This is a genomic window from Streptomyces sp. NPDC048461, from assembly GCF_055587105.1.
Genome location: NZ_JBVJGW010000016.1, coordinates 111,180 through 132,152 on the forward strand (window position 1 = coordinate 111,180; position 20,973 = coordinate 132,152).

Sequence of the window (20,973 nt, forward strand, 5' to 3'; positions counted from 1 at the left end):
GAGTGTGGGGTGGGGTTCGGCTCTTGGGTGGCGGAGCGGGCGTCTCACTCGTCCCAGGTCGCCTCGAACTCCTCCAGCTCCTCGGCGCTGAGTGAGATCAGCGGAGCGGTTGCCGGTACCGGCGTCGGCGTTCCCGCCGCCGGAATCTCGATCACGGTGGCGATGCGGGCGATGCCGGCCACCGTCTTCGCTTCGAAGACGTCGCGCGGGGCCAGCCCGAGGCCGACCTTGCGTGCCCGTGCCACCAGTTGGATCGAAGCGATGGAGTCCCCGCCCAACGTGAAGAAGTCGTCGTCGATGCCGGCCCTCGCGATGCCGAGCACGTCGGCGAACAGGTCGCACAGCAGTTCCTCGTGCGGGGTGCGGGGCGCCCTGCTGTCCGGTGCACCGGCGAACTCCGGCTCCGGCAGGGCCCGGTGGTCGAGCTTTCCGGTCACGGTCACCGGCAGCGTGTCCAGGGCGACGAAGGCGGACGGCACCATGTAGGCGGGCAGGCTCGACTCGACCCGTCGGCGCAGTGCGTCGAGGTCCAGCCGGTCCGCCGGGCCCGCCGCCGGGACCACGTACGCGATCAGGCGCTTGGTACCGGGCTGGTCCTCGCGGGCGACCACTGCCGCCCCTGCGACCTCGAGGTGGGACCGCAGGGCCGACTCGACCTCGCCGAGCTCGATCCGGAAGCCGCGGATCTTGACCTGGTCGTCGGCGCGTCCGACGAACTCCAGTTCACCGTCCGCCGTCCAGCGCACGACGTCACCCGTGCGGTACATCCGGGCACCCGGTGCGCCGAACGGGCAGGCCACGAACCGCTCGCCGGTCAGAGCGGATCGGCCGACGTACCCCCGGGCCAGTCCGGCGCCCGCCACGTACAGCTCACCCGCGGTGCCGGGAGCAACCGGCCGCAGCATCGCGTCGAGGACGTACACCTCGGTGTTGACGAGCGGGCGGCCGATCGGCGGCGTCTTTTCCGCGAGCAGCGGCCGGGAGATCGTCGCGCAGATGGTCGACTCGGTCGGACCGTAGGCGTTGTGCATCTGCCGTCCCGGGGCCCATCGGTCCACCATTTCCTGCGGCAGTGCCTCACCGGCGACGACCAGGGAGGAGATCGACGGTACGGACTCCGCGTCGATCGCCGCCAGCACCGAGGGGACGACGACGGCGTGCGTGACGCCCTGGGCGGCGATCAGGTCGACCAGCTGGTCGCCTGGCAGACGTGACTCGCCGGGGGCGAGCACCAGCCGGGCCCCTGTGAGGAGCGACATGCACAGCTCGAACACGATGGCGTCGAAGCCGGGCGAGGAGAACTGGAGCACCACGCTCCGGGGGGTCAGCCCGGTGGCGGCCACCTGGGCCCGTACCAGGCTCGCGATGCCCTGATGGGTGACCTCGACGCCCTTCGGCACGCCGGTCGAGCCGGAGGTGTAGATCACGTACGCCGCGTTCTGCGGACGGGCGGCGGCCGGTCGTTCGGCCGGGCCGAGTCCGGCGGCCGACCGCCTGGCCACGGAGTCGCGGAAGGCCGCGTCGTCGGCGAGGATCCGGTGTCCGGCGAAGGGTTCCCCGGCCCAGACCGACCCTGCCGAGGTGATCAGGCAGAACGGTGCGGCGTCGGCCAGGACGTGGCGTACCCGCTCCGGCGGGTACGCCAGGTCCACCGGCGCGAACACACCGCCGGCCTTGAGCACCGCCAGTACCGCGGTCACCCAGTCCAGGCCGCGGGGCAGGGCGACGACCACCCGGGTCTCGGGGCCGACCCCGGCGGCGAGCAGCTCGCGGGCCCACTGGTTGGCGCGGCCGTCGAGCTCGGCGTACGACCACCGGGTGCCCTCGCACACCACGGCCACCGCGCCACCGTCGCGTGCCACGTGCCCCTCGAACAGTTCCGCCATCGTCGCGGCCTCGACCGGGCTGTGGGTGTCGTTCCACTCCTTCACCACCAGCGACCGTTCCCGCTCGGACAGCGCGTCCAGCCGTCCGACGAGCCGCCCGGGGTCCTTCGCCGCCGTCACGAGGAAGCTCTTCAGCCGCTCCAGCAGCTGCCGCCCCTGCGCCGCGGCGTAGAGGTCGGGCCGGTAGTTCACCTCCAGCCGGAGCCGCGCGCCCGGGTAGACCGTCAGGCTCAACGGGTAGTGGATGACCGGGGTGTCCTCCTCGGTGAGGGGGCCGACCTCCAGGCCAGGGGCGCGCAGGGTGTCGGCGTCCCACGGGACGTTCTGGAACGCCGTGGAGGTGTCGAAGAGTTCGCCGAGTCCCAGGTGGCGCTGGATGTCGGTCAGTCCGAGGTGGTGGTACGGGGTGAGGTCGGCCTGCTGCCGCTGGATCTCGGACAGGAGCCCTTCCAGGGGCTGGGCGGGGTCGATGCGGACGCGCACCGGGACGGTGTTGATGAGCAGGCCGACGATGTCGTCCATGCCGGGGATCTCGGGCGGGCGGCCGGAGACGGTGGCGCCGAAGACCACGTCCTGCTGACCGGTGAGGCCCGCCAGCAGGAGCGCCCAGACGCCCTGCACGACCGTGTTCATGGTCAGTCCGCGGCTACGGGCGACGGCGGTCAGCCGCCGGGTGGTCTCCTCGTCGAGGTGGTCGAGGGTACGCACGGGGAGCACGGTCAGCGACGTCTCGGCCCCGGGGGCGACGAGCGTGGGTTCCTCCAGCCCGTCGAGGGCCTGGCTCCACGCGCCGCGGGCCTTCTCACCGTCCTGGGCCGAGAGCCAGGCCAGGTAGTCCCGGAAGGAGACCGCCGCGGGCAGTGCGGCGTCGTCGCCCCGGGTCTCGTAGAGGTCGAAGACGTCGGCCAGCGCCCGGGTCATCGACCAGCCGTCCCAGATGAGGTGGTGGCTGGTGAGGACCAGCGCGTGCCGCTCGGCGCCGAGACGGACGAGCAGGACCCGCAGCAATGGCGGTACGGCCGGGTCGAACCGGTCGAGCCGGTCCTCGCGCAGCAGTTGCTCGATATGCGTCCGCTGCTCGGCCTCCGGCAGGTCGCTGAGGTCGAGTTCCCGCCAGGGCACCGTCAGTGCTTCCGGTACGACCTGGACGGCGTCACCGGAGCGGCGCACCAGGAAACCGGCGCGCAGGCTCGCGTGGCGTCGTACCAGTCCCTGGAAGGCCGCCCGGAGCGCGGTGACGTCCAGTGCACCGGTCAGGACCATCGGCGCCTGCATCACATAGGGGTCGGCCTTCTGGTCGTCGTAGTGGGCGTGGAAGAGGAGGCCTTCCTGGAGGGGGGTGAGCGGCCAGATGTCGTGGAGCGGACCCGAGGGCGCGAACGCTGTCTCGATCTCGGCGCGTTCGTCGGTGCTCAGCGTCACCAGCGGCCCGTCCACGGGGGCGAATCCGGTGGTGGGCGCCGCCTCGTCGGAGATCTCCGCCAGGGCTGCGACGGTCCTCGCGGTGAACAGGTCGCGAGGGGTGAGGTGGAGTCCGGTGTTGCGGGCGCGGGCGGCGAACTGGATGGAGGCGATGGAGTCGCCGCCGAGTTCGAAGAAGCTGTCGTCGATGCCGACGCCGCTCACGCCGAGGATTTCGGCGAACAGCTCGCACAGGATCGCTTCGCGCGGGGTGCGCGGGGCGCGGCTGTCGGCTGCTCCGGTGAACTCCGGCTCGGGCAGGGCCCGGCGGTCCAGCTTGCCGATGGGCGTCAGCGGCAGCGCGTCCAGGGCCATCACCGCGGCGGGCACCATGTAGTCGGGAAGGCGCGCGGCGACCGCCTCGCGCAGTGCGTCGGTGTCGAGGCCCTCGGGAGTGCCGGTCGCGGGCACCACGTAGGCGACCAGACGCTTCACCCCTGGCTGGCCCTCACGTGCGAGCACCACCACCTGGCCCACCGGTGCCTGGGCTCCCAGCACCGCTTCGATCTCCCCGAGTTCGATGCGGAAGCCGCGGATCTTGACCTGGTGGTCGGTGCGTCCGACGAACTCCAGCTCACCGTCCGCCGTCCAGCGCACCACGTCCCCGGTGCGGTACATCCGGGTGCCGCTCTCACCGAACGGGCAGGCCACGAACCGTTCCGCCGTCAGGCCCGCTCTGCCGAAGTAGCCACGGGCCAGTCCCGCGCCGGCGATGTACAGCTCGCCCGGGACCCCCGGCGGCACCAGGCGCAGCGCCGCGTCGAGGACGTACACCCGGGTGTTCTCCAGGGGGCGGCCGATGCGGGCCCGGGTACCGCCGATCACGCGGCCGTACGTCGAGTCCACGGCGCATTCGCTCGGTCCGTAGAGGTTGTAGGTGGCCACGCCGCTCGCGCCGAGCTCGCTCCACAGCGACTCGTCGACCGCCTCGCCGCCGAGCGAGATCAGCCGCGGCCGGTATCCGGGGGTGCGCAGCAGGCCGGCGGACAGCAGTTGCCTGGCATGCAGCGGAGTGAGGTTGAGCGAGTCCACCCCGTGCCGTGCGCAGTAGTCGACCAGGCCCTGCGCGTCCCGGCGCAGTTCGTCCCCGATCAGGTGCAGTTCGTGGCCCGAGACCATCCGCAGCAGGTCGGCCCATGCCGCGTCGAAGCCCAGGGCGGCCACCAGCGCGACCTTGAGCCTGCGGGACCCGGTGCCGGCTTCGGCGGGCAGGGAGGCGCTGATCTGGGCGTGGTGCAGGTTGACGAGGTTGCGGTGGGTGATGGCGACCCCCTTGGGGCGGCCCGTCGACCCCGAGGTGTGGATCACGTAGGCGAGGTGCGAGGGCAGCAGCGGCCGGACGCGTTCCGTGTCCCGCGGGTCGTGGGACGGGGAGCCGGTGCCCGGTGTGTCGACGAGCAGGAACGGTGAGCCGTTGTCCGCGGGAACCCTGTGGGCGGCGTCGGTCGTGGTCAGCACCGCGGCCGGGCGCACCTCGGCGAGGAGCGAGGCGATGCGATCGGCCGGCCAGGACAGCTCGACCGGCAGGTGGACGCAGCCGGCCTTCATCGTTCCCAGCACCGCGACGACCGCGTCGACGGAGCGGGGCACCATGACCGCCACCGGCTCGTCCGGTCCTGCGGCCAGGGCGATCAGCCGGTGGGCGAGTCGGTTGGCACGACGGTTGAGTTCGCGGTACGTCACCTGCTCGTCGCCGAACACCACGGCGACGTCGTCGGGGGTCGCGGCGGCCTGGGCCTCGAACAGCTCCGGCACGGTCAGTTCCGGCACGGGAACCTGCGTACCGCTGCCCGCGTCGAGCAGCGGGAGGCGCTCCTGCGGGGTGAGGGTGTCGACCCTTCCGACGAGGCGTGCGGGGTCGTTCGCGAAGACGGTGAGGAGTCCCTCGACCCGCTCCGCGACCCGCTCGGCCTCCGGGGCGGTGAACACGTCGGGCCGGTAGCTGACTTCGATGCGCAGCTCGTTCCCGGGGAAGACGTCGATGCTGAGCGGGAAGTGCGTGAACCCCTGGGTCTCGTCGTCGAACGGGCTGACCTCCAGGCCCGCGGTGCACAGCACGTCGTCGTCCCACGGGATGTTCTGGAACACGGTCGAGGTGTCGAAGAGTTCGCCGAGTCCCAGGTGGCGCTGGATGTCGGTCAGTCCGAGGTGGTGGTACGGGGTGAGGTCGGCCTGCTGCCGCTGGATCCCGGACAGGAGCCCTTCCAGGGGCTGGGCGGGATCGATGCGGACGCGAACGGGGACCGTGTTGATGAGCAGGCCGACGATGTCGTCCATGCCGGGGATCTCGGGCGGGCGGCCGGAGACGGTCGAGCCGAAGACCACGTCCTGCTGACCGGTGAGCCCCGCCAGCAGGAGCGCCCAGACGCCCTGCACGACCGTGTTCATCGTCAGTCCGCGACTGCGGGCGACGGCGGTCAGCCGCCGGGTGGTCTCCTCGTCGAGGTGACCGAGGCAACGGGTGGGCAGGGCCGCCGCGGTGCTGTCGGCACCGGGGGCGGCCAGGGTGGGTTCCGCCAGGCCCTCCAGGGCCGAGGCCCACGCGGTGAGTGCTTCGTCCTGGTCCTGGACCGACAGCCAGGCCAGGTAGTCCCGGAACGGCACCACGTCGGGCAGCTCCGCGCACCCGTCCTGGGCCTCGTACAGGCCGAAGACGTCACCCATCGCACGCGACATCGACCAGCCGTCCCAGAGGATGTGATGCCCCGTCAGTACGAGGACGTGGCGCTCGGGTGCGAGCCGGACGAGCAGGGCGCGCAGCAACGGCGGGGCGGTCAGGTCGAACCGGACGTGGCGGTCCTTCCGGAGGAGGTCGCGCAGGCGTGCCTCGCGCTCCGGTTCCGGGACGACGGTCAGGTCGATCTCCCGCCAGGGGATCGTCGCCCCCGCGGGGATCACCTGCACGGGCCGGCCGGCCCGGCGCACCAGGAAACCGGCACGCAGATTCGCGTGGCGCTCCACCAGCCCCTGGAGCGCACCGCGCAGCGCACTCGGGTTCACCCTTCCCGACAGGACCAACGGCATCTGGGTGAGGTAGGCGTCCGGCGGCCCGGCGGAATCCCGGTCCGTCCCGACGCCGTGTCCTGCGCCCTGCCCGTCGTACAGGGCGTGGAAGAGAAGGCCTTCCTGGAGGGGGGTGAGCGGCCAGATGTCCTGGACCGGGCCCGCCGCCGCGAACGCGGCCTCGATCTCGGTGCGCTCCTCGTCCTCCAGGGCCACCAGGGGGCCCTGGACCGGTACGAAGGCGGGGGCGTGCGTCGTGAGGGCGGCAGCGGTCTCGGCGAGCGCGGCCACGGTCAGGCGGGCGAAGACGTCGCGTGGTGTGAGGTTCAGTCCGGCGCTGTGGGCGCGGGCGGCGAGCTGGATGGAGGTGATGGAGTCACCGCCCAGCTCGAAGAAGCTGTCGTCGATGCCGACCGTCGCCACGCCGAGGACCTCGCAGAACAGCTCGCACAGCAGCACCTCGCGCGGGGTGCGCGGGGTGCGGCTGTCGGCGGCTGCGGTGAACTCGGGTTCCGGCAGGGCCCGGCGGTCCAGCTTGCCCGTCGCGGCGACCGGGAAGCTCTCCAGCACGACGAAGACCGCGGGAACCATGTAGTCGGGGAGGCGCGCGGCGACCGCCTCGCGGAGGGCGTCGGTGTCCAGTGCGGCGGGAGTGCCGGTCGCGGGTACCACGTAGGCGACCAGACGCTTGGTGCCCCGTTCGTCCTCACGGGCCATCACCACCACCTGCCCGACCTCGGGCACGGTGCTGAGCACGGCCTCGACCTCACCCGGTTCGATGCGGAAGCCGCGGATCTTGACCTGGTGGTCTGTGCGTCCGACGAACTCCAGCTGGCCGTCCGCCGTCCAGCGGACCACGTCCCCGGTGCGGTACATCCGGGTGCCGCTCTCGCCGAACGGGCAGGCCACGAAGCGTTCCGCGGTCAGGTCCGGACGGTTCAGATAGCCCCTGGCCAGCCCCGCACCTGCGATGTACAGCTCGCCCGAGACGCCCGGGGCCACCGGCCGCAGGGCGGGGTCGAGGACGTAGGTCCGCATTCCGTCCAGCGGGCGCCCGATGGGCATCGACGCGGGCAGGCCGTCCGAGGGGGCCAGGGCGAAGGCGGTGGCGAAGGCGGTCGTCTCCGTCGGCCCGTACACGTCCACGACCACGAGGCCGGGGCAGGCCTCGCGCACCCGTCGCACCGCTTCAGCGCGCACGGCCTCGCCGCCGGTCCACAGTTCGCGCAGTCCGGCCAGGCAGCCGGGGTCGTCCTGGGCGAACGAGTGGAACAGCGCCGTCGTCAGGAACATCCCGGTGACGCGGTGCCGCTCGGTCAGTTCCCGTACGAGCAGGGCGGTCAGGGGTTCGGCGGGCGCGAGCACGACCCGGCCGCCGGAGAGCAGGGGCACCCACAGCTCGTAGGTGGAGCCGTCGAAGGTGAGTGCCGAGTGGGCCAGTACGACCTCGTGCCCCTCGGAGAACCGGCTGTCCCGTGCCAGCGCCACCACGTCGGCATGGGTCGCCTCGACGCCCTTGGGCACACCGGTCGACCCCGAGGTGAACATCACGTACGCGGCACTGCTGGGGAACAGTCCGCCCGCGCGCTCCGCCTCGGTGAGGTCGGCCGGGGAGCGGCCGGCGACGGCGGTCCTGGTCGCCTCCGCGTCGAGGAGCACGTGGGTTCCCGCGAAGGGCTCCCGGGACCACGGGGAGTCACCCGAGGTGACCAGCAGTGCGGGGGCGGCGTCCGTGAGGACGGCCCGGGACCGCTCGTTCGGGGAGGCGGGGCCCACCGGTACGAACGAGCCGCCCGCCTTGAGCACCGCCAGCACGGCGGTCATCCAGTCCATGCCGCGGGGCACCGCCACGGCGACGCGCGCTTCGGGGCCCATGCCCGCGGCGATGAGTTCGCGGGCCAGCCGGTTCGCCCGGTCGTTCAGCTGCCGGTAGGACCACTGGTCGTCACCGTGGGCCAGGGCGATCGTGTCGGGGTCGCGGGCGACCTGTGCCTCGAACGCGGCGACGATCGTCGAGGTGGCGCCCTCGCGCACGGCTCCGGCGCCGCTCCACTCCTTCAGTACCAGCGACCGCTCCTGTCCGGAGAGCAGGTCGATCCGGCCGACGGGGAGGCCGGGGTCGGCGGCGAGGAGGGTGAGCAGCCTGCACAGCCGCTCCACCAGGGCTTCGGCGAACGCGGTGTCGAACAGGTCGCCGCGGTAACTGACCTCGAAGTTCAGGCCCTTGCCCGGGAACACCGCGAGGCTCAGCGGGTAGTGGGCGAATCCCGGCGAGTGGCTCTCCTCGGACGACAGCAGGTCCATGTCCTGGCCGCGGAGGAATCCGGCGTCCCAGGAGTCGTCGTGGGCCGTTTCCCTGGAGAAGTTCTCGAACGCGGTGGAGGTGTCGAAGAGTTCGCCGATTCCCTGGTGGCGCTGGATGCTCTGGAGGCCGAGGTAGTGGTACGCCGTGAGCGCCGACTGCTGCTCCTGGATGCGGGCCAGCAGCGCGTCCACCGGCTCCTGCGGTTCCAGACGGACCCGGACGGGGACGGTGTTGATGAGCAGGCCCACGATCCCCTCGACGCCAGGTACCTGCGGCGGGCGGCCCGAGACGGTGGAACCGAAGACCACGTCCTGCTGTCCGGTCAGACCGGACAGCAGGAGCGCCCAGGCGCCCTGCACCACCGTGTTCATGGTCAGCCCGCGGGTCCGTGCGACCGATTCCAGCCGGGCGAAGGCTGCCTCGTCCAGGCGGCCGACGGTCCTGGCGGGCAGCGAGGGCAGCGAACCGTCGACGCCGGGGGCGACCAGGGTGGGCTCTTCGAGTCCCTCCAGGGCCGCGGCCCACGCGGTGAGCGCCTCGTCCTGGTCCTGGACCGACAGCCAGGCCAGGTAGTCGCGGAACGGCACGACCTCCGGAAGTCCGGCGCTCCCCTCCCCCAGCCCGCGGCCGAATACCTCGCCCAGCGCCCGCGACATCGACCAGCCGTCCCACAGGATGTGATGGCTCGTCAGTACCAGGACGTGCCGCTCCGCCGACAGGCGGACCAGCTTCGCGCGCATCAACGGCGGTGCCACCGGGTCGAACCTGTCCAGCCGGTCCTGTGCCAGCAGTCGGCCGAGCCGTGCCGGGTGCTCCGCTTCGTCGACGCCGCTGAGGTCGACCTCGCACCACGGGAGCTCGACCCCGGCCGGCACCACCTGCACCGGCGTACCGGTACGACGTACCAGGAAGCCCGCGCGCAGGCTCGCATGCCGGTCCAGCAACTCCGCGAACGCCGCCCGAAGCCGCCCGGTGTCCACCTCTCCCGACAGCACCAGCGGTGCCTGGACCAGATAGGGGTCGGCCTTGTCCTGGTCGTACAGGGCGTGGAAGAGCAGGCCCTCCTGGAGCGGGGTGAGCGGCCACACCTCCTGCACCGGGCCCGACGAGGCGAACGCGGCCTCCACGTCCGCCTGCTCGTCGGCGTCGAGCGGCACCAGCGGCCCCTGGGCAGGTACGAAGTCCGACCCCGCCACGACCTCCGTGGCGGCCTCGGCCAGCGCCGCGACCGTCTCGCCCTCGAAGATGTCGCGGTACTCCAGGGCGAGGCCCGCCGCGCGGGCCCGGGTGACCAGTTCGATCGAGGCGATGGAGTCGCCGCCCAGTTCGAAGAAGCTGTCGTCGATGCCGACGTCCGTCGCCCCGAGGATCTCTTCGAACAGGGTGCTCAGCAGATCCTGGCGGTGCGTTCGGTGTGTTCGCGGCGTGCGGGAGTCCGCCGTGCTGATGGCCTCCGGCGCCTGCGCGGTCTGCACGGCGGGCTGGTTCATGTCTCTTCTTTCCCTTTGCTGATCGGCGAATGCGCGGGGCGGCGTGTGCCGGTGTGGTGGGGTGGCGTGTGCCGGTGTGGCGGGCGAACGCCGGTGTGGCGTGCGTCCGGGAGGGCTACAGGGGCTACGGGGGCTACAGCAGGACCCGGCTCAGGGGCCGGACGCCGTCGGTGGACAGGTCGCGGCTGACGACGATCTTGCGGAGCCAGCGGTCGGTGCCGTCGTAGCGCGCCCGGAAGGACTCGCGGGCGTGCACGACACTGCGGTTGTCGAGGATCAGGAGCGTTCCGCGGGCCGCGACCAGTGGCCGTCGCACCCGTTCCAGCTCGTCGAGCAGGGCGCGCAGCGCCCGTTCGGCCGCCGGGTCGTCATCGACGCAGCGCATGAACGGCACGTCCAGCCGGACGTGGGGGTTGCGCGGATCGTCGAAGAGAACGGAGACCGGCTCCGGGCGGTCGCGCATCTCGACGGCACGCCGGAGCGCGGGATCGCCGGGCGCCCTCAGCGCCAGCTGCCGTATGTGCTCGTCGTCGGGAAGGATGTGGAAGCGCTTCTCGGACAGCAGGGCACGGTCCTCGTCACGGAGGACGACGTCCTGCACGGCCGCCACGTACGTCGGGACGACGTCGGGGTTGCGCACGCCGAAGAGCAGCAGGTAGTCGCAGGAGTCGGGGCGGAACGCGTCGTCGGTGTGGAAGTTCAGATACGCGTCGCTGCCGTGCCCGCTCTCGCGCCGCTCGTCGCCCCTGATCGGGAAGACGTCCTGCACCATGCGTCCGTACTGGAGCGTCGCCCAGGCGAACGGGTCGCCCAGCGCCGAGCCGCACATGGCCAGGTAGATGTCCGACTCGACGGTGGACCCGTACCCCTCGGGCCGCTCCCAGTGTTCCGGGGTCGGCCCCGCGGCGGCGTCGTCGACGGGGAATCCGTGAACCTGGCAGACGGCCGATGCCGGGTCGTCACGGAATTTCTCCAGGAATCTCCGCAGGCCGACCGGAAGGATTTCCTGAAAGTCCCGGTACTTGTCGTAGAACTCCGGTTCGACCGGCGAGAGGCCGCCTTCTCTCAATTCGCTCACGGATTTCATGAGGCCATCGACCTCGTCGCCGCTCAGTGTGTAGTCAATTGAATTTCTCATGACGTCTCCCCTCGGATGGTGCGTTACCGGGAACGGATTTCGATTCGGTCCGTCTCGGCCGTCGCGCAATGCGCCGTACCGAAGTCGGAAGTCGTGGAACCGGTGATCTCCCCGCCGTCGATGACGAGTTCCTGGCCGGTCATGAAGCCGGCCTCGGGCGAAGCGAGGTAGTGGAAGGCCGCCGCGATCTCCGCAGGATCTGCGTGCCGGCCCGCGGGAATCCGGGCGTTCACCTCCGCCAGCATCCGCGGTGTGTACTCCGCCAGCTGCATGGGCGTCAGCACCGCACCGGGCGAGACGCAGGCCACCCGGACCACGGGGCTCAGCTCCATCGCGAAGGTCCTGCACAGTGCCGCCACACCGGCTTTGGTGGCGTTGTAGTCCGCGTAGTGGGGGAACCCTCTATGGCCGTTCACCGAGGCGGTGGCCAGCAGGATTCCCTCGCCCCTGGCCACCATCCGGCGCGCTGCCGCCCGCCAGGTGCCCAGCACGCCGAGCAGGTTGACGTCGACGACCCGGCGTGCCTGCTCCTCGGTGATGTCCAGTACGCCGTGCCGGATGCTGATGCCCGCGTTCGCGATCACCACGTCGAGGCGGCCGTGCTCGTCGTGAATGCGGCCGAGCGTGCTGTCGACGGCGTCCCAGCCGGCGACGTCCGTCTCGCACCACGTCACGCCCTCGTGCCGGGCCAGGGGCCGCTGCGTGTCCAGGTTGTAGACCCGGTCGCCGCCCTCGGCGAAACGTGCCGCCGTCGCAAGCCCTATTCCACTTGAGGCACCGGTTATCGCGATGATCCGCACGGCCGAGCTCCTTGCTGCTGAGGTTCGTTGCTTTTTTATGGTGGCAAAGTGCGGATTCCCGGAACAGGCAGCGGCCCGGCAATTCTCATGAGGTGTGGCGCACTCCGGAAATACCGGTTCCCTGCCGTGCCAGTACTGCCGCCATTCCGGCAGGTGTGCGGCCGCGGAATACGACAGAGACATCGACAGGAGCGCCGAACACCTCGCGCATACGTCCGGCCAGTCGCAATGCCCGCAAGGAATCGCCGCCGAGCGCAAAGAAGTCGGCGTCCGCGGAGAGCTCCTGCCTGCCCAGTACCGCCCCGGCCAGGGCGCACAGTTCCGCCACCGCGCGGGGTGCCCCCCGCGTGACGGGGGCGGGCGCGGCGGGGCCCGTGGTCACGGGAGCGACGGGCTCAGACGCGGGCCGCAGCAGGCCGTCGACCCGCACGGACGGGTCGGCGGCGAATTCCGTCAGCAGCGTCCGCAGGCGCCCGAGGGCCTCCTCGGCCTGTGCGGCGGTGACGAGTTCGGGACGGTGGCTGACCTCCAGGTACAGCCGGTCACCGGGAACGGCCATGAGCTTGAGCGGGTAGTGGTACGCGTCGCGGCCCGAGAATCCGGCGATCCGCAGGCCCGTACCCGGCAGCTCGGGATGATCGGCGGTACGCGGGAAGTTCTCGAACACCATGGAGGTGTCGTACAGCGGCCCCAGCCCGGCCACGCGTTGTACCGCCGCCGGGCCCAGGTGCGCGTGCGGGGCCAGCGCGACCTGCTCCGTCTGCACCCGGTCGAGGAGAGCCGCCAGTGTCTCGGCGGGGTCCAGCCGGACCCGTACGGGCACCGTGCTGATCAGCAGCCCGACCATTTCCTCGACGCCGGGCAGCTCCGGCGGGCGCACCGACACCGTCGCCCCGTACACCACGTCCCGTTGGCCGGTGAGGTGGTGGAGCACCAGCGCCCACGCCCCCTGCACCACGGTGTTGAGCGTCAGCCCGCAGGAGCGTGCCCGGGCGGCCACTTCGGCCGTGAGGTCCTCGGGGAGTTCGACGCCGGAGCTCAGCGGCAGCGACGGCAGGGAACCGGTGTCCGCGGCCACCGCGAGCAGGGTGGGGCCACTCAGGCCGTCCAGCGCCGCCCGCCAGGCGCACTCCGCGGCGACCGTGTCCTGTGCGACCAGCCACTCGTAGTAGCGGCGTACCGGAACCGGGGGTGTCCGGCCGACGTCCTGGGCGTCCGGCGACCAGAGCGCGAAGAGGTCCCGCAGCATCAGGGAGACCGACCAGCCGTCGGCGAGCAGGTGGTGGCTGGTGAAGACCAGCGCGTGGCGCTCCGCGCCCAGCCGCAGCAGGGTGAAGCGAAGCAACGGGGCACGGGACGGGTCGAACCTGCGGATCCGGTCCTCGGTGAGGAACGCGTCCAGCCGTTCTCGTGCACGGCCGTCCTCGGTCGGCCCGTCGCCCTGCGGTCCGTCGCCCCTCCGTCCGTCGTCCGCCGGTCCGTTGCCCGTCCGTCCGTCGCCCCGCAGGTCGTCCTCGTGCCACGGCACCGGCACGCTGCCGGGGATCAGCTGCACCGGGGTGCCGGAAGCCGTCTGGGTGAAGGCCGCGCGCAGCGCGGGGTGCCGGTCGGTCAAGGCCTGGCACGCGGCACGCAGTCCCTCCGCGTCGAGTGCGCCCTCCAGCTCGACGACCAGCTGTACGTGGTACACGTCCGGTGCCTGCCTGTCGTAGCAGGCGTGAAAGAGCAGCCCCTCCTGTACGGGGGTCAGCGGCAGGACGTCCTGAAGTCCGCGGTCCGCCCACGCCGACTCCAGAAGTTCCAGCTCCCGCTGTCCCACCACGGCCGGCAGCACGTCCGTGGGGGTGAGCCCGCCGGAACCCTGCCGGGAGGTGTGCGCGACCAGCGCACGGAGCGCGGCCAGCCAGGCCTCCCCCAGCCGTCGCACATCGTCCTCGGCCAGCAGCGCGCCGGGCCAGGTGAACGAGGCGACCAGCTGCGGGCCGGTCGGCAGGTCCTCGGTCACCGCGTTGATGTCGAGCACGTGCGGCAGGGACAGCCCGGCGTCCGCCGCCGGACCCGTGGCGTCCGACTCGGCCGCGGGCTGCCAGTGTCCGCCGTCGGAACCCGCGAAACGGCCCAGGTAGTTGAAGCCCAGCTGCGGGACGGGCAGCGCGCCGAGCACGGCGGCCGTCTGCGGATTGAGGTGGCGCAGCATTCCGTAGCCGATGCCGTGGTCGGGAATCGCGCGCAGCTGCTCCTTGACCCGCTTGAGGGCCGTGCCCAGCAGGGGTCCTACCCCGTCCGCCTCCTCCCAGTCCCGCACGCCGGGATCGAGGCGTACGGGATGGAGACTGGTGAACCAGCCCACGGTGCGCGACAGGTCGAGCTCCGCCGCGATCTCCTCGCGGCCGTGCCCCTCCAGGTTCACCAGCACCCCGGTGCCCTCGCCCAGGCCGCGCTCCCGCCGCCACGATGCGACCGCCAGTGCGAGCGCCGTCAGCAGGACGTCGTCGATTCCCGCGCGGTAGGCGGCAGGCACCGTGGTGAGCAGGGGCTCGGTGTGTTCGGCGGTCAGTCGCAGGGTCAGCGACCGGGCGGTGCCGTGCACGTCACGTGTGTGGTCCAACGGGCTCGCCGCCAGCGCGGGATCGTCTCCGGCACGCAACATGCCCTCCCACAGCGGGATTTCGGCGGTCCTGGCCGGATCGGCGGCCGCTTCGGACAGCCGGTGCGCCCAGGTGCGCAGCGAGGTCGGGACGGGGGCGAGGTCGGGTGTTCCGCCGCCCTCGACCGCCTCCCACGCCACCCGCAGATCAGGCAGCAGGATCCGCCAGGAAACGCCGTCCACGACGAGGTGGTGGGCCACCACGAGCAGCCGTCCCGCGTCCCGGGGACCGGCGTCGAACCAGACGAAGCGCACCATCCGCCGCTCGTCGGGGGCGAGTTCGGCGACCGCGCGGGCCGACTCCGTGGTGATACGGGCCCGCAGAGCGGCGGCGTCCAGCCCCTCGACTCCGACGCGGCGCACGCAGTCCTCGGCCCGTACGGCCGCGGCCGGTGCGATGTCCAGCTCCCACGTGGGGCCCGCGTCCCGCGCCGTGCGCCGCATCCGCAGGGCGTCGTGTCTGTCCAGCACCGCCTGTACGGAGGCGGTGAGCAGGTCCGTGCGGGCGAGCGGGGGCACCTGGAGCAGGGTCGCCTGGTGGAAGCCGTCGCTCGGCCCCTTGCGCTCGCTCAGCCACTGCGTGATCGGGGTCGCGGGCATCTCTCCGACGCCGGCCCCGGGCGCCTCCTGCACGGCGTCCCGCGCCGGGCGCGCCACCAGGGCGAGCGCGGCGACGGTGCGGTGGGTGAACACGTCCTTGGGGGTGAGCGCCAGTCCGGCCCGGCGGGCCCGCGCGACGAGCTGGATCGAGACGATCGAGTCGCCGCCCAGGTCGAAGAAGCTGTCCTCCGCTCCCACCTCCGGCACGGCGAGCACCGCCGCGAACAGCTCCGCGAGCTGCTTCTCGACGGCGCCGTGCGCCGCTCTGCCGCCGACGGCGCGAACGAGCGCGGGAGCCGGCAGCGCCTTGCGGTCGAGCTTGCCGTTGGGCGTCAGGGGCAGCTCGGCCACCTGTACGAGCGCCGCGGGCACCATGTAGTCGGGCAGCGCGGCCGCCGCCAGGTCCAGCAGCTCCTGCGGGTCAGCCGCAGGTCCGGCCGGCACGGTGTAGGCGACCAGGCGCTGCACGCCCGGCTGGTCCTCCCGCACCACGACCGCGACCTGGGCGACGGCTTCGTGCCGGGCCAGTACCGCCTCGATCTCGCCGAGCTCCACGCGCAGGCCGCGGATCTTCACCTGGTCGTCCGACCGCCCGAGGTATTCGAGGTCACCGTCGGGGGTGCGGCGCACCACGTCCCCCGTGCGGTACATCCGCTTTCCCTCGGGGGCGAACGGGTTGGCGACGAACCGTTCGGCTGTCAGCCCCGGCCGGTCCACGTATCCCGAGGCGAGCTGCCGCCCTGCCAGGTACAGCTCGCCGGGTACGCCCGGGGCGACCGGACGCAGGGCCGGATCCAGCACGTACACCTGGGTGTTCCACACCGGCCTGCCGATCGGGACGGACGTACTGGCCGTGTGCTCCTCGTCGGGGCGGCAGTCCCAGTGAGTGACGTCGACGGCCGCCTCCGTGGGTCCGTAGAGGTTGTGCAGGCTCGCGCCGAGGCGCTCGAAGAAGCGGTTCTGGGTTTCCGAGGACAGCGCCTCCCCGCTGGAGAAGACCTGCCGCAGGCTGGTGCAGCCGTCGGCGGTCGGCTCCTGGAGGAAGACCTGGAGCATCGAAGGGACGAAGTGGGCGACGGTCACCGACTCGCGCCGGATCAGGGCGGCCAGATAGGCGGCGTCCTTGTGTCCGCCCGGTGCGGCGACCACCAGCGCCGCACCGGTCTGCAGCGGCCAGAAGAACTCCCACACCGATACGTCGAACCCCGACGGGGTCTTCTGCAGTACCCGGTCGCCCGGCTCCAGCGGGTAGCGGTCCTGCATCCACAGAAGCCGGTTGACGATCGCGGAGTGCGGCACCACGACGCCCTTGGGGCGCCCCGTGGAGCCGGAGGTGAAGATCACGTAGGCCGGGTCGGCGCCGACCGGCCGCCGGGCCGGGGCGGCCGGGGCGGCCGACGGCAGCGGCTGGTCGAGGAGGAGCCGGGGCACCGGGCACGGCGGCAGGAGCGCCGCGACCGCGGCGGTGGTCAGCAGCAGCCGGGGGGCCGAGTCCTCAAGGATCCAGCCGATCCGCTGCGCCGGGTAGTCGGGGTCCACAGGGACGTAGGCGGCCCCGGCGGCCAGTACCGCGTGCAGCGCCACCACCAGTTCCACCGAGCGGGGCACCGCCACCGCCACGAAGTCCCCGCCGCCCACTCCGCGCGCCCGCAGCACATCCGCGAGCTCCGCCACCCGGCGGGCGAAGGCCCCGTAGGACAGCGAGCGGTCCTCGAACACCAGGGCCGTGGCCTCGGGCGTGCGGGCGGTCTGTGCCGCGAACAGGGCGGGCAGAGTCGTGTCCGGCAACGGTTGCCGGGTGTCGTTCCCCTGGTGCACGGCCCGCGCCCGCTCCTCCTGCGTGAACAGCTCGATGCGGCCGACCAAGGTGCGGGGGGCATCCAGATACGTGCTGAGCAGCATGCGCAGCCGGGTCATGAGCCGGTCGGCGGCAGGTCCTTCGAAGAGGTCGCCGTCGTAGCTGAGTGCCAGTCGCAGGGTCCGGCCCGGCTGGGCGGACAGGTTGAGCGGGTAGTGGGTCCAGCCCTCGGGCTGCTCCTGGGCCGCGTCCTCCGCAAGAGTGACCCGCAGGTCGCGGTAGGTCGGTACGGCATCCCAGTCCAGCGGTGCGCTGGCGAACGCGACGGCGGTGTCGTACAGGTCGCCCAGACCGGCGCCGCGCTGTATCTCGGCCAGACCCAGGTGGTGGAACGGCTCCAGATCGGCCTGCTCGCGCTGTACGCGGGCGAGGAGCGCCGCCAGCGGCTCGGCCGGGTCGAGCCTTACCCGTACGGGAGCGGCATTGATGAACAGGCCGACCATGCCCTCGACGCCGTCCAGCTCGGCGGGCCGTCCCGACACCGTCTGGCCGAACACCACGTCCTGGCGTCCCGTCAGACCGCTGAGCGTCAGCGCCCAGATGCCCTGGAGCACGGTGTTGAGGGTCAGCCCTGCGGCGCGTACGGCTTCCGTCAGGTCGGCGGTCAGCTCCGGGGAGAGCTCGGTGGAGGCCAGCCTCGGCAGCGTCGCCGGTCCCCGTGCGGGGCGGCCGGCGGCGATGAGGGTCCCTTCCTCCAGCCCGTCCAGGGCGGCAGCCCAGGCGTCCTGCGCGGCCTGCCGGTCCTGGGCGGCCAGCCAGGCCAGGTACCCCTCGAAGGGCACGACGCGGACGAGACCGGCCGGGTCGGCGTCCTGGGCGTACAGCGTGAACAGGTCGTCCAGCACGATCTGGAAGGACCATGCGTCGAGGAGGATGTGGTGGTACGTCATCACCAGGACGTGACGCCGGTCGGCCAGGCGCACCAGTGTCAGCCGGATCAGTGGCGGACGTGCCATGTCGAAGCCCTCGGCCCGGTCCGCGGCCCGGTAGCGGTTCAGCCGCCGTTGCTGCTCCTCCGGCAGCAGGCCGCGGAGGTCCAGCTCGGACCATGGGACGCGGACGTCGCGGCGGACGAGCTGGACCGGCAGGCCGGACTTGCGGAGCTGGAAGCCGGCGCGCAGTGCCGCGTGCCTGCCGAGCACCTCGTCCGCGGCCGCCCGCAGCGCGTCCGCCGACAGCGGCCCGTCCAGCGCGAGCGCGACCTGGATCGCGTAGACGTCGATCGCCTCGTCGTCGTACAGCGCGTGGAAGAGCATTCCCTCCTGGAGCGGAGTCAGCGGCAGTGCCGCCTCCAGGGACGACCGCGCGGGAGGCGGGCTCTCCTGCGTCCTTGTGCTGGTGGGCATCGCGGCTCCTTCGTCCGGCTCACGGGCTTACCCCCGGATCTTGCCGACCGGCCGCCCGCCGACTCCAGGCAGCGGACGAGCAGTTGAGCGGTGAAGCGCGGCGGCCCGCCCCTGCCGGTTGTCTGCCTGCTTGCCGGTGCGCGCACGCGGAAGCGGTGAAGGGTCCCCACGGATGCCTGGTGCGTTCCGTGGAAGCCCTCCACCACCTGGGGGCCGCGCGTGGTCTCAGACCGGCAGCGGTTCGGACACGGCGTGGACGAGACCGGCAATCGCGTCGAGCACCGCCTGGCTGGTGTCGGTGTCGAGGAGGAAGAAGTGCCCGCCGGGGAAGACCTCGACCGTGCATCCGCCGGTGGTCAGCTCCGCCCACTCGCCCAGTTCGCTCACGTCGATGTCCGGGTCCTCGCTGCCGCCCAGGACCAGGAGCCGCTCCCGCAGGACGCCTCCGGCGATGACCTCCGCGGTCCGCAGGTCGAGTGCGGCGTCGCTCCGGAACAGCTGGAGCAGCCGATCGCGCCAGAACGCGTCGCGGACCAGCTCGGGACGGGTGTTGCCGACCCTGGCGAGGAAGGAGACGATCTCCTCGTCGCTGAACCCCTGCAGGGCGGAGCGCCCGGCGGAGCGCGGCGGACGCCCGCTGAGGACCAGCCCCTCGCAGGATCCGGGATGTGCCAGGGCGAAGGCCACGGCCAGTCCGGCACCCATGCTGTGGCCGAAGAGATACGTGGGCAGTTCCTCCCGTGCCGCCAGTCCTTCGGCGACGCCGCTCACGATCTCGGCGACCGTGGTGGCCGGTGGTTCCCCGAAGCGGCGCTCGCGCCCCGGCAGGGCGGCGCCCAGCACCTCCACCGTCTCGGGCAGCCGGTTGAGCAGGGGGCGCAGGGACGTCGGGCCCGAGGCCCCGTAGGGGAAGACGACCAGCCGCGAGGTGGGGCTCCCGGTCGGTTTGCGCAGGGGGAATATCCAGTCCGGTGCCTTGGTCATGGGAATCTGGACCCTTCTGTGGAGGAGGTCCGCAGCGCGACGAGCACCGGCACGACGGATCCGGTGCCTCGTGCGGCCAGGGCGGACAGCAGTTGCTGTGCGTGGGCGGTTCCGGACGAGAGCAGGCTCTGCCTGTCCAGCCGTCGGTCCTGGAGCTGGCGTTCGGTGACCCGGAGGTACGGGGAGTCGACCTCTTGGACCGTCACATCGGCGGCGTGGGTGCCGGTCAGCCAGCCCTCGACGACCTCGCGGGCCGACCCGGCCGACCGGGGCACCTCGACGACGGTCAGTACGTGCGCGGTGCCGCCGGGGCGCAGGACGTACGGGGCGACGGCCGCGGTCCGCCGGAGCACCTGCCGTGCCGTGCTCTGGCCGAACTCGCCGGCATCGCCCTCGATCCGCGGCATGGTCGGACTGTTGAAGACGAGGCTGCCGAACCTGCCGGTGTCGCCCAGCTCTGCGCGGCCGAGCGCGGTCGGGTCGGTGAAGTCCGCGACCGTGAAGCGGACGTCGCGTCCGTTGAGGAGGGCGTTGGCCCTGGAGAAGCGGACGCTGCGCGGGTTGAGGTCGAATCCCGCGACCCGGCCGCATCCCGGGCCGGCGTTCAGCGCCAGGAATCCGCTGCCGCACCCCACATCGAGGAACGACCCGTCGATCCGGTCGACCGCGTCGAGTGCCAGCAGGCTGGACGCGTGCGGCGGCATGGCGAGTTCGGCCGCGTCCCTCGTCACCACCTGCTGCGGAGCCGGGTTGTCGAAGAGCCGGTCGGACAGGAAGAACCGGGAGCGGTAGGGGGTCAGGGAGGCGGTGCCCAGGTAGTGGTCGCCGGACCTGGTAAGGAGGGCGAGTTCCTGGAGCAGGTCGGTCAGTTCGGGCTTGAGCGCGGCGTGCACCCACAGGTCGGGCACCGCGCGGTTGAGGAGGAACAGGGACGTCAGGACGCTCGGCGGCGCGTCCGCCGGGGCGGGGCGCGTGTGGTCACTGAAGAAGGCGTACCGGGCGGGATTGCTCAGCAGATGCCCGGAGCTTGGCGCCCGGAGCAGCCCGGCTGCCCGTTCTTCGCCGTACTCCGCCTCCCGGAGGAGGGCGGCGACCGAGCGCAGGGCTTCCCCCGCCTCCCGCGAGGTGAACACCGGGCCGTCGGCGAGGCTCGTCGCAGCGGTCATCGGCGATCACCCCGCCTGCGGGGTCGCGAGCCGGTTCTCGGCGATGAGCCCGGCGATCTCCCGCAGCACGGGGTGGTCGTAGAAGGCGTCCAGGGGCAGGACTCCTTCGCCGAAGGCGTCCTCGACCGAGGCGATCAGCCGCATGGCCGCCAGCGAGGTGCCGCCGCACGAGAAGAAGTCGACGTCCGCGTCGTCCACCCGCAGGCCCAGGCCGCGGCAGGTGGCGACGACCCATCGTTCGATGTCATCGGCGGTGTGCGTGTCACGTGTATCCATGTTCCGGTCTCTT

Annotated in this window: 7 protein-coding genes; all 7 read right to left on the reverse strand. The window is 72.2% G+C overall.

From position 1 onward, the window contains the following. Positions 1 to 44 precede the first annotated feature (44 nt). On the reverse strand, positions 45 to 10,145 hold the full coding sequence (locus tag ACZ6S8_RS25915; protein ID WP_469459577.1) for an amino acid adenylation domain-containing protein: 10,101 nt from the start codon (positions 10,143 to 10,145) through the stop codon (positions 45 to 47). Positions 10,146 to 10,278: 133 nt separating this feature from the next. Beyond that, positions 10,279 to 11,232 carry a TauD/TfdA family dioxygenase gene (locus ACZ6S8_RS25920; RefSeq protein WP_469459722.1) on the reverse strand — a complete coding sequence of 318 codons (954 nt, stop codon included), beginning with the start codon at positions 11,230 to 11,232 and terminating at the stop codon, positions 10,279 to 10,281. Positions 11,233 to 11,306: 74 nt separating this feature from the next. Beyond that, positions 11,307 to 12,083 carry an SDR family NAD(P)-dependent oxidoreductase gene (locus ACZ6S8_RS25925; RefSeq protein ID WP_376396287.1) on the reverse strand — a complete coding sequence of 259 codons (777 nt, stop codon included), beginning with the start codon at positions 12,081 to 12,083 and terminating at the stop codon, positions 11,307 to 11,309. Between the two features lie 85 nt (positions 12,084 to 12,168). Next, positions 12,169 to 18,534, reverse strand: coding sequence for an amino acid adenylation domain-containing protein (locus ACZ6S8_RS25930; RefSeq protein ID WP_469459580.1), 6,366 nt, complete (start codon positions 18,532 to 18,534; stop codon positions 12,169 to 12,171). A gap of 225 nt (positions 18,535 to 18,759) precedes the next feature. After that, a complete protein-coding gene (locus tag ACZ6S8_RS25935) occupies positions 18,760 to 19,518 on the reverse strand; it encodes a thioesterase II family protein (RefSeq protein ID WP_376396293.1) in 759 nt (252 codons plus the stop codon). Then, positions 19,515 to 20,684, reverse strand: a complete 1,170-nt coding sequence (locus ACZ6S8_RS25940) for a 50S ribosomal protein L11 methyltransferase (RefSeq protein WP_469459582.1) — start codon at positions 20,682 to 20,684, stop codon at positions 19,515 to 19,517. The genes ACZ6S8_RS25935 and ACZ6S8_RS25940 overlap by 4 nt, the downstream gene beginning before the upstream one ends. A 6-nt stretch (positions 20,685 to 20,690) precedes the next feature. Continuing rightward, positions 20,691 to 20,960, reverse strand: a complete 270-nt coding sequence (locus ACZ6S8_RS25945; protein WP_365781143.1) for a phosphopantetheine-binding protein — start codon at positions 20,958 to 20,960, stop codon at positions 20,691 to 20,693. Positions 20,961 to 20,973: the final 13 nt, after the last annotated feature.

Coding starts and splice junctions, on each gene's coding strand:
- ACZ6S8_RS25915 (WP_469459577.1), bottom strand. CDS start 10,145: ATGAACCAGCCCGCCGTGCAGACCGCGCAGGCGCCGGAGGCCATCAGC.
- ACZ6S8_RS25920 (WP_469459722.1), bottom strand. CDS start 11,232: ATGAAATCCGTGAGCGAATTGAGAGAAGGCGGCCTCTCGCCGGTCGAA.
- ACZ6S8_RS25930 (WP_469459580.1), bottom strand. CDS start 18,534: ATGCCCACCAGCACAAGGACGCAGGAGAGCCCGCCTCCCGCGCGGTCG.
- ACZ6S8_RS25935 (WP_376396293.1), bottom strand. CDS start 19,518: ATGACCAAGGCACCGGACTGGATATTCCCCCTGCGCAAACCGACCGGG.
- ACZ6S8_RS25940 (WP_469459582.1), bottom strand. CDS start 20,684: ATGACCGCTGCGACGAGCCTCGCCGACGGCCCGGTGTTCACCTCGCGG.
- ACZ6S8_RS25945 (WP_365781143.1), bottom strand. CDS start 20,960: ATGGATACACGTGACACGCACACCGCCGATGACATCGAACGATGGGTC.